The sequence below is a fragment of the Niabella terrae genome, assembly GCF_054783135.1.
The window spans coordinates 1,019,291-1,034,220 of the sequence record NZ_BAAGRD010000008.1; the positions used below are offsets into that span (position 1 = coordinate 1,019,291).

Consider the following 14,930-nt stretch of genomic DNA (forward strand, 5'->3'; position numbering starts at 1 on the left):
CCCGGACTGCTTAGCGAAATTTTCCATTATAAAACCGTAATCCTACATCTGATTGCCGCTAAAAAAAATCAATTTTAAGGCAAAAAAAATGCAGACGGTTGCCGGAAAATTTGTCCCCGTAATGATCACTCCTTTCGACTGGAAGGCCGCCATCGATTTTGAAGCTGTGGACCGGCTTTTGGATTTTTATCTCCGGGCGGGTGTCCGGGGTATATTTGCTAATTGCCTGAGCAGTGAGATGTATAGTATTACCGATACCGAGAAGTTGGCTTTGGTCCGTCATATTGTTCAGTACCTGAACGGGAAAGTTCCCGTAGTCGCTACCGGTTCTTTCGGGCCGGATATCGAAGCAAAGGCAGATTTTGTACGGCGGATGCACGATACCGGCGTTGAGGCGGTTATATTAATCAGCGCTCATTTTGCGCCTGCAGAGGCGGCAGATGAAGTAATGCTGAAGGGATTTAGTCAATTATTGGAACAAACAGCTGATATACCGCTGGGCATTTATGAATGTCCTGCACCTTATAAACGAATACTTTCAGCTAACGCTTTCAGGGAACTACTGAAAACGAACCGACTGGTGTACCATAAGGATACTTCGATTACCCACCAGCACGTAAAGACCAAACTGGATATCATACAGGAATTGGGTAGTCCCCTGGAATTCTTCGATGCCCATACCCCGAATGCCAGCTTCAGTATGCAGCATGGCGCGGCGGGGCTTTCTTCGATCTCAGGCAATTTTTATCCGGAGATAATGGTTTGGATGGTGGAACATGCCCGGAACCCTTCCAGTCAGGAAACCCTGCAGTGGTTACAGCAGGAGCTGACAGCTGTGGATCCGCTGATTCATCAAGCCTATCCGGTCAGTGCCAAATATTTTTTACAAAAACGGGGATTGCCGCTGACGACCGTCAGTCGGGTGCAGGTAATGGATCTTACCGCTGACCAGCGCCAGGCGCTAGATGAACTCTATCAGAGATTTTTGGGATGGTGTGAGCGGTTACAGATTCCTGTAGTTACAGGATGACCCGGAGCTAAAACAATAAAAGTGGATACAAAGCAATTTTTCAATATTTTTTTTCCCGGTAAACTGGTATTTGGCAACGGCTGTTTTGAACAGCTCCCCGAAGTTATTTCCGGCTTGCGCCCTGCCAGGGTATTTATTGCCACCATCCAGGCACTGGAACAACGCGTTCAGTCCGGAATTGCTGATCATCTGGCGGCGGAAGGGATAAAAGTATTGATCGATACCGGTATTAGGCAGGAACCCGGTTTCGCAGATTTTGAACAATTGATGCAGCGTGTGAAGCCATTTGACCCGGATATCGTCCTGGGTATCGGCGGCGGCAGTGTACTGGATATTGCCAAACTTGTAGCCGCTCAACTCGGTAATGAGCAGGTGCTGGCGGATTATATAGGGAATGGATTGCTGTCTGGTCGGGACCGAAAGCTGATCTGTGTACCCACTACCTCGGGTACGGGCAGCGAAGTTTCTCCCAATGCGATCCTTGTGGATGAATCTGACCATCAGAAGAAAGGCATCATCAGTCCTTATCTGGTACCGGATATGGTTTTTGTCGATCCTTTGCTAACGGTCAGCCTTCCGCCTGCGATTACGGCGGCAACCGGTATCGATGCGCTGACCCATTGCATGGAAGCCTATACCAATAAGTTTGCTCAACCCTTTGTGGACATGATGGCTTATGAAGGGATGCGGTTGATAGCGGCTCATATTGTCAGGACGGTGGAGCAGGGGGATGATGTAGATGCCAGAGCACAGGTGGCGATGGGAAGCCTTTTGGGCGGCTTTTGTCTGGGTCCGGTCAATACGGCGGGGGTGCATGCGCTTTCTTATCCGCTGGGCAGTAAGTTTCATCTGGCCCATGGTCTTTCCAATGCCCTGCTATTACCCTTTGTTATGGAATATAATATACCGGCCGCCCCTTCCCGTTATGCGGCGGTGGCACGGGCCCTCGGATGTACACCGGCAGCAGATGATGCGGCTACGGCAGCCAGGGGCGTGGAGCGGGTCCGGGAACTGAACCGCGCTTGCGGGATACCAGCGGGACTGCGGACATTGGGTATTGACGCGGCGTCTATACCAGAATTGGCCAGGGAGGCCATGAAAGTACAGCGACTGTTAAAAAATAACCCCCGCGAGATAACCGAAAAGGATGCGGCAGCCATCTTCCAGACTGCACTTGGCTGATGCAATTGAGCTGCCAGCGTAAATCGTAAATTATGAATGATAGAAAGCCATATTCCGGTGTTTTTGTGCCGGCTGTTACACCACTCACCCGTAGTCTGCAAATTGATGCAGTTGCCGTTCAGCAGCTCTTCGGATTGCTGTATAAGTACGGTTGTGCACCTTTTATTCTGGGAACTACCGGAGAAGCCGCATCATTGTCAATGCAACAGAAACTGGATTATATCCGGATTGCCGGTGAGGTGAAGGAGCAGGGAAGCCTTTTACTGGTGGGTATCAGTTCCAATGTACTGGAGGAGAGTCAGCAGCTGGCGGCCTATTGTGGCGACCATGGTGTGGATGCACTGGTGGCGACGCTTCCTGCCTATTATCCCCTGACCCCTGCGCAACAATTGGCTTATTTTCTGCACCTGGCTGATACCAGCCCCCTTCCATTATTTATTTATAATATACCCGCTACTACCCATATGAGCCTCCCCCTGGCTTTAGTGGATCAACTGAGTCGGCATCCCAATATCATCGGGTTGAAAGACAGTGAAAGGGACGAAGCCCGGATGCGGGCCGCGCTGGCGCTATGGAAAGACCGGCCGGATTTTCATTACCTGCTGGGCTGGGCAGCTAAAAGTGCCGAAGCCTTACTGGGAGGCGCAGACGGGTTGGTGCCCAGTACCGGTAATTATCATCCCGAAATTTATCAGCAAATGTTTCAGGCACTGACCGCCGGGAATCAGGAAGAAATTTTCCGGCTGCAGGAATTAAGTGATCAATATGGCGCTTCCTATCAGAAAGACAGGACCCTTGGAGAAAGTCTCGCGGCCCTTAAATTATTAATGCAGGAGCAAGGTACCTGTTCGGCTTGTATGTTACCGCCTTTGAGCAGCCTTACAGCTTCAGCAACAAAAAATTATCAATCATGAGTTTACCTGTAATAGCCATTACCATGGGCGACCCGGCCGGTATTGGTCCGGAAATAGCAGCAAAGGCGCTGGCAATGGATACGGTTTATGGCATTTGCCGGCCGATAATCGTTGGCGAGGCCGGTGTATTTGAACGCATCATCAGCGAATTGAATCTGGGACTAAGCATAAACCGGATCGAAGAACCGGGCCAGGCACGGTTTGAATGCGGCACCCTGGATCTGCTGGACCTGCAGTCCCTCAATGCCAGCCAGGTGCAGTACGGTGAGATTAATGCCGCCTGCGGGAATGCGGCTTTCCGATCGGTGGAGCGGGTGATCCGGCTGGCCCTGGATGGCCAGGTGGATGCCACGGTAACCGGCCCGATTCATAAAAAATCCATCAATGAAGCGGGACATCATTATGCGGGCCATACAGAGATCTATGCCGATCTCACCGGAACGAAGAAATATGCCATGCTTTTAGTCGAAGAACATATCAATGTTATTCATGTCAGTACCCATGTCTCACTCAGGCAGGCTTGTGATCTGGTAAAAAAGGAACGTATCCTGGAAGTTATCGGATTATTGCGCGATGGCCTGATCCGACTCGGAAAAACAGATTTGAAAATCGGCGTAGCGGGACTCAACCCTCATGCGGGTGACAGCGGGCTTTTTGGAACCGAGGATGAGCAGGAAATTTTACCCGCAGTACTGGAAGCCCGTAAGCTGGGTTATGATGTGGAAGGGCCGGTCCCTCCGGATACTTTGTTTGCGAAAGCAGCTACCGGTGCTTATGGCGGTGTCGTAGCCATGTATCATGATCAGGGTCATATCCCCTTTAAACTCGCTGGATTTAAATGGGATGCGGAAAAGCAACAGATGGCATCCGTGAAAGGCGTAAATATTACGCTGGGACTTCCGATCATCCGTACTTCGGTGGACCACGGGACCGCTTTTGAAATCGCCGGAAGAGGCATTGCCAGCCCGGATGCCATGTTGCTGGCCATTGAAAGTGCCGTCCAGCTCAGCAGGAACAGGAAGGAAAGCCATTCAGTATGATAGTCATTGCAGACGATTTTACGGGAGCGGCGGAAATCGCCGGTATATGCCTGGAATATGGTATACGGGCGGTCGTCTGTCTCGATGAACTGGTATTAACGGATGCAGAAGTACATATTGTAACGGTGGACAGCCGTTCCAGGGAAAAGTCGGTGGCCCTGCAACTTACGGATCAACTGACCCGGCAGATCGCCAACCGTGGGCATCAACGCATCTTTAAAAAAATAGATTCGGTATTGAGGGGCTATATCAGAGAGGAACTGGCCATTCAAATGCCCCTGCTGCGTTTTGAAAAATGCATGATCCTGCCTGCCAATCCCAGCCTGGGACGTCGGGTAGTGCAGGGCCGGTATATGATAGGAGATACACCGCTTGATAAAACAGACTTTGCCCTGGATCCCGAGTTTCCGGCAAAATCGGCAGCGGTTGATACCCTTCTCGGCGCTATGGGCATACCTCACTTGCAAAGGGGACAATTACCCCGACCCGGCCTCAATACGGCAGATATCCTGGACCCGGATGATCTTCGGCACTGGGTGACCGTAGCCGGAGCGGATTGTTTGCTGGCCGGCTCCGGTGATTGCTTTGACGCCGTGCTTTCCCTGACCAGAAAAAAGCAGCCAGCTTCTTTGACAGCGACACCGGCAATGCCGCACCTGTATGTATGCGGAACCGGGTTTGCTGCTTCGCGACAGCGAATTGGATCCAGGGCCCTCCCGTATGCTGTATTATTAGGTCAGGAACTTTTAAGCCAGGAACTTTCTTCCACATCGCTTGAACAGGCGACTACTATCTTACAGCGGGATCGCAAACTGATCATCGGATTTGAGGCATCACCGGAAATCGAAGCCAGCACCGCCGCCCGGCACCGCATTCAAATGGCGGATTATACCCGGCATAACCTGCAACATCATCAGATAGAAGGGTTGCTGATCGAAGGCGGCGCCACAGCAGCAGCCGTGTTTCATGCCATGGGATGGAAGCTGTTCACGCCAAAGAAATTATGGCAACGCGGCGTGGTGGGGATGCAAACCGGTAATTATACGGTAACGGTAAAACCGGGAAGTTATCCGATGCCGGAGCCGATCCGAGCACTGTATGAACTGGAACGCTGATGCAGGCAACATGTAGGGGAGATGGCGTTCCGATTGCTTGAAATGATAAATTGAATATTCATGAGTCGATTGCATTTTGTAGATATCGCGATTATCGTGCTGGTACTGGGCCTCACGGTATTTATGGGTTTCCGGTTTTCCAAAAAGCAGACTTCTACCCAGAGTTTTTTTCTTTCCAAAGGCAATATTCCTTCCTGGGCCCTGGGTTTGTCATTACTGGCTACCCTGATCAGCAGTGTTACTTTTCTGGGCTATCCAGCGCAGGGATATACCAGTAACTGGATCCTGCTGGTGCAGGGACTGATGGTGCCGGTAGTTTTACTGGGTTGTATCTGGTTTATCGTACCGCTGTTTCGCAAAGCCATCGGGCTGAGTACTTACGAGTATTTTGAAAAAAGATTTGGCAGCTTTGCCCGCTACTACAGTTCTCTTTCCTTCGTAATCCGACAGTTTGCGGGAATGGGTACGGTTTTATTTTTGATCGCTATTGCGATCAGGGAAATGATTCATATTAATCCTTTTCTGGTATTGCTGGTGGTGGGGTTGATTCTGATAATCGTGAACTTGAAAGGCGGGATCCAGGCGGTGATCTGGCTGGATGTTTTCCAGGGTTTTATGCTGTTTTTCAGCGGAATCGTTTGTCTGGTAGTGCTGCTGACCTCAATCAAGGGTGGGCTGCCGGAAGCCATCCGTGTGGCTACCGAAAACAATCGTACCGGATTTGGTCCTTATGATTTCAGTTTTAGTCACCTGACCCTGGTTGTAATGATTGTTAACGGCGCTTTTTATGCCATTCAGAAATATGCTACCGACCAAACGGTGGTCCAGCGTTATCTGACGGCTAAAACAGATAAAGACGCCATTAAGGCTTCCTTTCTGGGTATATCTCTAACCGTGCCGATCTGGGCAATGTTTATGCTGATTGGCACCCTGCTCTTTGTATATTATAAGCAAACCGGTATTCCGGCTGATCTGAAGGCGGAAGCTGTTTTTCCGCATTTTATTATGACCGCATTGCCTCCCGGCGTTATTGGCTTTATCATCGCCGCCCTCTTGTCGGCCGCGATTTGCAGCCTGAGTGCAGATCTTAACTCATTGGCGGCTGTCGGCGTGGAAGACTATTACAAGAAACTTGTTCGGGGTAAATCTGACCGGCAATACCTGATGGCCAGCAAATTGCTGGTAATTCTTTCGGGCGCCGTTTCCATAGGGATTGGTGCCCTGTATATCCTGGCGGGTGATGAAGGCGTGCTGGGTATCATCTTTACAATTTATGCGATCTTTTCCGGAGGGATAGTGGGCGTTTTTTTACTGGGACTTTTCAGCGCCCGCACCAACCGGCAGGGGATCAATATTGGCATTATTGCCTGTATTTTATTTACGGCCTATGCCTTCCTGACTTCCACGCCTATCGGTTTAAAGGAACCGAAACTTTTGCTCGATCTGGGGGATTACAATTTTAAACATGACAAACTCATGTTGGGGGTATACAGCCATTTGGTCGTTATTTTGGTGGGCTATATTGCCAGTTTGTTTTTCCCCCGTCCGGTACTGGAACCGAATCTCCTGTATAGTAACTGGAAGAAAAACAGAAAGGTTGCAAAATAAAAAGCGATTATGATGAAGCAGCTATTGAAGCAATTTTATTCGGATATGAGCAGCTCAGGATCGACGGCACTATTGTACGGCTGTTGTCTGATTTTTGTGTTGAGTTTTTCAAGTAAGCCGACCCGGGCACAGTCCAATAGTGATAGCGCCTACGCCATGCCCCTCAGTGATGTGCTGGCAGATATTCAGCAACGCTACCATATCCGGCTGCGCTATGATAGTTCCCTGATCGAAGGCAAGCAATTATCCTATGCCCGATGGCGTTACCGACCGGATATAGTGCAAACCCTGGCAGGGGTGCTGGCACCTTTTGACCTGAAAGCCAAACCGGATGGTGGTCCTGATAAATACAAGATCGGCACGTATGAATATTATCGATGGCCGGTGGAAGAGGGATGGGCCGAGCTGGAACGCATCGCCGCCGGTTACAACAGTCTCGAACAATGGGAGGACCGCCGCAGGTTGCTGCGACCGCAGTTGATGGAAGCGCTCGGACTCTCCAGACTGCCTGCCAGACCTTCGGCTCGACCCATTCGGACACCGCAGCGCCGGTATCGGGATTATACCGTTGAAAATATTGCCGTGGAGTTGTTGCCGGGGCTCTGGGTGAACGGATCACTTTATCGGCCAGCTAAGTATAAGGGCAGGATGCCCGTGATACTGAATCCGGACGGGCACTGGCCCAAACAACGGTACCGGCCGGACTGTCAGACTCGTTGTGCGGCATTTGCCAGAATGGGGGCGATGGCCTTCAGCTATGATTTATTTGCCTGGGGTGAAAGCCTGCTGCAGTTTAAATCCGAAGACCATCGACGCAGCCTGGCACAGACCATTCAGGTGCTGGGTGCCCTGCGTATACTGGACTATCTGTTGTCCCTTCCGGAGGCGGATACCAGCCGGGTGGCCATGACAGGAGGTTCAGGGGGCGGTTCCCATACCGTACTGATGACGGCAATCGATGACCGCATCAAAGTATCGGCGCCGGTGGTTTCAGTTTCCTCCTATATGTATGGCGGCTGTCCCTGTGAATCTGGTATGCCCATTCATTTTTGCGGCGGCGGCACCAATAATGTGGAGTTGGCTGCCATGGCGGCGCCCCGGCCCCAGTTGCTGGTCAGTGACGGCGGGGACTGGACAGACCGGATGCCGGAGCACGATTTCCCCTATCTTAAAAAAATTTATGGCTGGTACGGCAATGGGGCTGCTGTGGAAAACCGACACTTACCCGATGAAGGCCATGATTTTGGCATCAACAAAAGAAAAGCCGTATACAGGTTTATGGCCCGCCATCTGGGTTTAGACCTGGCCGCGATATCGGATGCCAGCGGCGCCATTGATGAGCACGGCATTACTATAGAACCTGAGCAGCGATTGTATGTATTTGGAGACCATGGCGAGCGGTTGCCCGCCCGGGCGATCAAAGGGTTCGATCAACTGGAAGCACTATTTAAAAAAGCGGTGCAAGCGCAATAAATATAAAATGAAATGAACATGCAATTGAAAAAAATTATTTTGTGGGGACTGTTTAGTTTTTGTTTATCAGCAACGGGGTTCGCACAGGCTTCAAGGTATAAGATCGGATTGATCGATCTGATGCTGCTGAAAAGACAGAAGTTGAGCGCCCTGCCACTGGCAGCAGAATTAAAGGCTGATGGCATAGAAGTGGATATGGGGGGGCTGGGGAACCGACCCAGTTTTGATAACCGGCTTCGGATAGATTCTGTGCGTGATGCCTATCTGCAGACTGCCCGGAAACTGGGTATCGAGATATTCTCGCTCGCGATGACGGGCTATTATGCCCAGTCCTTCTGCGGTCGGCAGGAATACCTGCAGTCGGTTCGGGATTGTATTCAAACCATGAAACAGATGGGTGTAAAGACGGCCTTTTTGCCCCTGGGCGTACAATGTGATTTGGTCCTGCATCCCAAAGTCCGTCCGGCCGTAGTGAAACGGCTGAAAGAGGCGGGTGACCTGGCGGAGGAAGCCGGTGTGGTGATAGCGATTGAGACGGCACTCGGCGCCCGGCAGGAAAAGGCATTACTGAAGGAGATTGGCAGTCCGGCGATCAAAATTTACTTTAATTTCTCCAACCCGCTTAAAGCAGGCCGGAACCTTTACCGTGAATTACGGATTTTGGGAGCAGACCGCATTGCCATGATTCATGCCACCAATAAAGATAGTGTCTGGCTGGAGCATGATACGCAGCTGGATCTTTATAAAGTTAAAAAAGTACTGGACCGGATGAAATGGTCCGGCTGGCTGGTGGTGGAACGCAGCCGGGATGCCAGACAACCGCGGAATGTCAAGTTCAATTATGGAGCCAATGTCGCTTACCTGAAGAAGGTTTTCCAATAGTATTTCCGGACAGAGCAGGATGCACTATTTTGGTTTTTTCGCTAATCTTGCAGATAGTCGATATTGGTATTTTAAAAATTAACATACAGCATAGATCCATGAGTACGAATTTATTACAATATAATTCCAAGTATCCTTCAGTGGCTGATCTGAAAAAAAAGGCCAAAAAGCGCATGCCCAAATTTGCTTTTGATTATTTGGAGGGGGGATGTAATGATGAGCTGAATGTCTGGCGGAACACCGAAGATTTTAAAGATGTTTTTCTGATGCCCCAGTATCTTAAAAAGCATAATGGGGTCAATATGAGCACAGAGTTGTTCGGACACAGGTATAGCGCCCCCTTCGGTATCGCGCCCATCGGCCTCCAGGGGCTCATGTGGCCCAATGCACCTGAAATCCTGGCCAAAGCAGCCCTGAAACATAATATTCCTTATATATTAAGTACCGTATCTACCAGTAGTATTGAAAGAATTGCTGAGCTGACGGAATCCAGGTTCTGGTTTCAGCTGTACCATCCCACAGAGAACAGCCTCCGGGATGATCTGCTACGCCGTCTCCAGGCAGTTTCCTGTCAGGTCCTGGTGGTGCTGATCGACGTACCTTCTTTTGGCCTACGGTACAGGGAAATAAAGGCGGGGTTATCGATGCCGCCCAAACAGACGATTAATAATTTTGTCCAGGCTGCCCTTCATCCCGTCTGGGGATTGGAAACGTTGCGGGCAGGTATTCCCTCTTTTGCCACATTGAAGCCTTATATGGATAAGGGTTTGGACATGAAACAACTGGGCAAGTTTATGAACGCTACATTCACCGGAAGGGTGGATGCAGACAAAGTCCGCGCCATAAGGGATCTCTGGAAAGGCAAACTGGTGGTGAAAGGCGTGGTGAGCGAATCCGATGCGGAACTTTGTGCGGAAATCGGGGTCGATGGTATCATTGTTTCTAATCATGGTGGCCGGCAGATTGATGCGGGCGAATCTACCATAAGGCCTTTAAAAGGGCTGGCCGACAAGTTCAAATCCAAATACAAAGTGATGATCGATAGTGGCCTTCGTTCCGGTCCCGATATTGGACGGGCCATGGCATGTGGTGCTGACTTTAGTTTTATGGGCCGACCTTTTATGTATGGGGTGGGCGCGCTCGGAAATGCAGGTGGTGACCATACGATCGCCATGTTTAAAGCCCAGTTGAAACAGGTGATGGAGCAGGTCTGCTGTGAGACCATCGACGATTTTCCTGCTACCCTGATTCAGTAATAATTAGCAGTCGGCTCGCCTGATGGGCTGTCCGGCTCTTTGCACTGGCTTCTTGTTTAGCAGCTTTTTATTTATTGCTCAAGATTTGGAGCCTTTATGCGCCTGTCAAATGAATGACCTTCATATGGATGCAGATATTTTTCCCCTTAGATGCTATACCAGTTTCTGAAAGCCCCATATATTAACTGCTTGTCTTCAGGATCACGACAGATTCCAGCTTCTTTCTTCCATCTTTAAGTAAAACTGATGCTCCGGGTTCGGAGTAGGTATTGCCATAGGCAGTATTTAAAAATGTAAAATAAAATTTTGGAGACCGCAATTTTGTCATTAAGTTTGTAATGTAAAACAAAGTTTTATAATATAAAATAACGATTGTAGCGCTTTTTTGATCTTTTAGCCTTAAGTAGGATGGGCGCAATGAAGTAAGATTTCCATAAGGATTTGATTGTTTAACTGAATTTATGATACAAGTCATTAACAGGGCATTTGATATAATTGAATTCTTATCCAGGGATGTCAACAAAAGCTATAGCCTTAGTGAAATAGCCGACGGATTGAAATTAAATCGCGCTACTTGTGCCAATATCATTAAGACAATGATGGAACGCAATTATGTAGAGCAGATGGGTCCGAAAAAAGGGTATAAGCTGGGTTATATGATGTTTAAGGCCCTCGGTTCCGGTGGTACACAGGAGCGTCTGAAAAAGGCTGCAGAGGAGATTATGATTCAACTGACGGCAAAGATCAGGGAAACCAGCCTCTTATCTATTTTAAGAAATGAGTACAGGGTGGTGATTTATCAGGTGGAATCAGAACGGAGTCTGATGGTTAAGGCCCCGATTGAAAATCTGGCTTATTATACGCCTTCAGGACGTATAATGATCGCGCATTTAGAGGCGGCTGCACTAAAAGCGTTTGTAGATAGTTACGGTCTGCCGAAAAAAGAATTATGGCCTGAAGCTGCTACTCCGATCAAGTTTAATAAGGAATTGGAAAAAATACGTCGTCAGGGATATGCATTTCATTTGCCGCCATCACATGTATTTGGAATGGCTTGTGGAATTGAAGAAAAGGGGACAGTAGTTGCTTCGTTAAGCGTATATCTGCCTGCAGCCAGACTGACGAAGGATTCTGAGAAGCAAATTTTAAAAGAATTGCAGGCCGCCGCCCAAAAAATAAGTAGCAGGCTGGTTTAATGCTTGAAGAATCAACAGCGTGTTGCGGCTCCATTTTTAAACGATTATTATTAAACTAAAACGATGATGTCATTATGAAAAATGAATTTAAACGATTAACTCATCGACAGAAAACAATGATTAACAGGGCAATACCTGCAGTCCCGTTGTTGTTCTTTCTGTTAATTGCATGTTCTATTCAGGGATATTCGCAGGACCGAAATATTACAGGAAAAGTCATTGATGAAGACAACCAGCCGCTTTCCGGTGTCAGTGTCCGCTTACGCGATCAGGATTATGGGACTGTCACCAATGAAAATGGGCAATACAGCCTTATGGTGAAATCGGGAACCGTAACCCTGGTTTTTTCCTATGTAGGTATGAAGGATTTGGAATTGGAAGTCAACGAACTTGCCAGTAATTATGAGGTGGTAATGGAGGCCGAGCCACTCGGCCTGGAAGAAGTCATTGCCATTGGGTATGGGACAGCCAAGAAAAAAGACCTGACGGGATCGGTTTCTACGGTAGAAGGCGCTGATATCAGTAAACGAAACGTGGCACAATTGTCTCAGGCCATTCAGGGTGCGATTCCCGGCGTGATGGTCACCAGATCCGGCAGTACACCTGGTGCAGGCGCGACAGTTCGTATAAGAGGGATTACAACCATTGGCGATTCAGATCCATTGATTATTGTGGATGGGGTGCCTGTATTGAGCATGAATGACGTTAATGCTGACGATATCGATGATATTTCCGTATTGAAAGATGCGGCTTCAGCTTCTATTTATGGTGCCAGAGCGGCTGCGGGCGTTATACTGATCACCACAAAAAGGGCAAGAAAGGGCCAGGTAAGTGTCGAGTATTCCGGGAATTACGGCATAGAAAAGCCAACGCGTTTTCCGGAAGTCGTGGGCGCACAGCGTTATCTGGAAATGATTAATGAATTTACCTGGAACGATGCAGGGAATGTACCGGGAGAAGAATATGCACTGTATTCGAAAGACATGGTGGACAATTGGGTGGAGCGCAATAAAACCGACCCCAATCAATATCCGGTTACCGACTGGATCGGACTGGTGCTAAAAGAGCAAGCGCCAAGGACCAGTCACAACCTCAGTGTCACGGCCGGAGGTGATAAAATCCGAACACTGGCTTCATTAAATTATGAGAAGATCGATGGCCTGTATCTTGGTAAATCCTATGAAAGGGTAATGTCGAGGCTAAATAACCGGATCACGATCAATAAGTATATCAGTGTGGATCTGGATATGGCGTACAATTATTCCTTAGACAATAATGCTTCAGTTAACCCAATCGAATCCATAAGGGAGTATGCGCCGATATATGCGGCTACCTGGGATGATGGTCGTATTGCGGGAGGGAAAAGCGGTTCCAATATTTATGCCCGGATAAATTACGGCGGTTTTGAGAAAAGCTGGAGAAACCTTTTTACAGGTCGTGCCGCCCTGGAAATCAAGCCTGTCAACAACCTGACGATCACCGGCGTTTTTTCGCCTCAACTTTATTCAACCAAAGGGAAAGCTTTTCATAAGCAAATACCTTATTATTCCGCAGAGGATCCTACTATTTTTTCAGGCTACATCGCAGGGAGCGCCACCACATCGCTCGAAGAGGAACGCGTTGACGGAAAGTCATTTGTCAAGCAGCTATTGGTAAATTATCAGAAGAAACTCTCGGGACATCGTTTCAATTTGCTTGGAGGGTATGAGGATTCGTATACATTTCGGGAAGTGCTGACCGGTAATGGCGATAATTATGTATTATCGGATTATCCTTATCTCGACATCGCTCCCCTGGATTTTCGCACCAATGCAGGGAATGCCTTTGAAACCTCATATCGTTCCTTTTTTGGCAGGCTTATGTATGATTTTAATGATAGATATTTCCTGCAGGCCAATATCCGTTATGACGGATCCTCAAGATTTCATCCCGATTACAGGTGGGGGGCATTCCCTTCTGTTTCTGCTGGATGGATATTGACGAATGAAAAGTTTTTTCAGAACAGCGGGATATTGTCCTATCTGAAAATTCGTGGTTCCTGGGGACAGTTGGGCAATGAGCGGATTGGGAACTATCCCTACCAATCTTCGCTAAGCTTCAATAATGCCCTATTGTATCAGGGCAGTACGATTGTATCAGCAACGACCGCGGCACAGACCCGCTATGCCATTGCCGATATTTCCTGGGAAGTTACGGAGACGGTCGACCTGGGGCTGGATGCGTATTTTTTTAATAACCGGTTGATGTTGACCGCTGATTACTACGATAAGCGAACCAAGGATATGTTGTTGGAACTTGAAATACCGGATTACATGGGTGTAGATAATCCACAGCAGAATACAGGCATCATGTATACAAAAGGCTGGGACCTGCAGATGTCCTGGCGGGATAAGATTAATAAACTCAACTATTCAGTGGTTTTGAATATTTCAGATTCCAGATCTGTTATGGGAGATTTGGGTGGCATTGTGCTGGGAAATTCACAAATTACCAGAGAGGGTAGCGAATATAATGAATGGTACGGTTATCTTTCTGAAGGAATATTCCAGAATGCAGCTGAGGTGGATGCTTCGCCTAAATTGTACGCTGCTATTAAGCCAGGTGATGTAAAATACGTCGATATAAGCGGACCAGATGGTGTACCCGATGGAAAGATTACGCCAGATTATGATCGGGTGCTGTTAGGTGGTTCACTGCCCCGTTATATTTATGGCGGGCAGATTAATGCAGCATACGGTGGTTTTGATATCGGCATTGCCGTACAGGGTGTAGGAAAGAAAAATACCGTCATGCCCATTGAAATGGTTAAACCTTTTTTCAGTGCCTGGTCAAATCCACCGGCAATTATTGACGGTAATTACTGGAGTGTGAACAACACAGAAGCGCAGAATCTGGCTGCTCGTTACCCTAGGCTTTCCTACACCGCAGCTGAGAATAATAACTATGCGACTTCTGATTTTTGGATGATGAGTGGTGCCTATTTCAGGCTAAAGAATATTTCACTGGGCTATACTATTCCCGATCATTTGACCAGAAACCTTGCGGTGAACAATATACGTGTACATGTTTCAGCTACAGATTTGTTCTCCATTGATGATTATCCCAGGGGTTGGGATCCGGAAGTTAGTTCGTCTTCCTATATCAGTAAGTCGTTCAACTTTGGTATATCGGTTAGATTCTAAATATGGAATTGAGCACCTTTTACTATAAATAGAAATGAAATGTGATGTAAAT

The 14,930-nt window shown here is 48.3% G+C and carries 11 protein-coding genes; all 11 read left to right on the forward strand.

Annotation, left to right across the window (positions count from 1 at the left end):
• Nucleotides 1–121: 121 nt before the first annotated feature.
• The 11 genes from ACYVI9_RS12400 to ACYVI9_RS12450 all read left to right on the forward strand — a co-directional run bounded on the left by ACYVI9_RS12400 (nucleotide 122) and on the right by ACYVI9_RS12450 (nucleotide 14,878).
• The gene (locus ACYVI9_RS12400) at nucleotides 122–1,030 is read left to right on the forward strand and encodes a dihydrodipicolinate synthase family protein (protein WP_460764886.1); all 909 of its coding nucleotides are present in this window, start codon (nucleotides 122–124) and stop codon (nucleotides 1,028–1,030) included.
• A 21-nt stretch (nucleotides 1,031–1,051) separates the two neighbouring features.
• Nucleotides 1,052–2,212, forward strand: coding sequence for an iron-containing alcohol dehydrogenase (locus ACYVI9_RS12405; RefSeq protein ID WP_460764887.1), 1,161 nt, complete (start codon nucleotides 1,052–1,054; stop codon nucleotides 2,210–2,212).
• Between the two features lie 32 nt (nucleotides 2,213–2,244).
• On the forward strand, nucleotides 2,245–3,126 hold the full coding sequence (locus ACYVI9_RS12410; protein ID WP_460764888.1) for a dihydrodipicolinate synthase family protein: 882 nt from the start codon (nucleotides 2,245–2,247) through the stop codon (nucleotides 3,124–3,126).
• Nucleotides 3,123–4,166 carry a 4-hydroxythreonine-4-phosphate dehydrogenase PdxA gene (gene pdxA, locus ACYVI9_RS12415; protein ID WP_460764889.1) on the forward strand — a complete coding sequence of 348 codons (1,044 nt, stop codon included), beginning with the start codon at nucleotides 3,123–3,125 and terminating at the stop codon, nucleotides 4,164–4,166. Before ACYVI9_RS12410 ends, pdxA begins: the two co-directional genes overlap by 4 nt.
• A complete protein-coding gene (locus ACYVI9_RS12420) occupies nucleotides 4,163–5,281 on the forward strand; it encodes a four-carbon acid sugar kinase family protein (RefSeq protein ID WP_460764890.1) in 1,119 nt (372 codons plus the stop codon). The genes pdxA and ACYVI9_RS12420 overlap by 4 nt, the downstream gene beginning before the upstream one ends.
• A 60-nt stretch (nucleotides 5,282–5,341) precedes the next feature.
• Nucleotides 5,342–6,889, forward strand: coding sequence for a sodium:solute symporter family protein (locus tag ACYVI9_RS12425; protein ID WP_460764891.1), 1,548 nt, complete (start codon nucleotides 5,342–5,344; stop codon nucleotides 6,887–6,889).
• 9 nt (nucleotides 6,890–6,898) lie between these two features.
• On the forward strand, nucleotides 6,899–8,362 hold the full coding sequence (locus ACYVI9_RS12430) for an alpha/beta hydrolase (protein ID WP_460764892.1): 1,464 nt from the start codon (nucleotides 6,899–6,901) through the stop codon (nucleotides 8,360–8,362).
• An 18-nt stretch (nucleotides 8,363–8,380) separates the two neighbouring features.
• Complete coding sequence (locus tag ACYVI9_RS12435) at nucleotides 8,381–9,244, forward strand: sugar phosphate isomerase/epimerase family protein (RefSeq protein WP_460764893.1); 864 nt, start codon at nucleotides 8,381–8,383, stop codon at nucleotides 9,242–9,244.
• 98 nt (nucleotides 9,245–9,342) lie between these two features.
• Nucleotides 9,343–10,500, forward strand: a complete 1,158-nt coding sequence (locus ACYVI9_RS12440; RefSeq protein ID WP_460764894.1) for an alpha-hydroxy acid oxidase — start codon at nucleotides 9,343–9,345, stop codon at nucleotides 10,498–10,500.
• A gap of 461 nt (nucleotides 10,501–10,961) precedes the next feature.
• Nucleotides 10,962–11,696: an IclR family transcriptional regulator gene (locus ACYVI9_RS12445; protein ID WP_460764895.1), complete on the forward strand. Its 735-nt coding sequence runs from the start codon at nucleotides 10,962–10,964 to the stop codon at nucleotides 11,694–11,696.
• A 116-nt stretch (nucleotides 11,697–11,812) separates the two neighbouring features.
• A complete protein-coding gene (locus tag ACYVI9_RS12450; protein ID WP_460764896.1) occupies nucleotides 11,813–14,878 on the forward strand; it encodes a SusC/RagA family TonB-linked outer membrane protein in 3,066 nt (1,021 codons plus the stop codon).
• The last annotated feature ends 52 nt before the right edge of the window (nucleotides 14,879–14,930 follow it).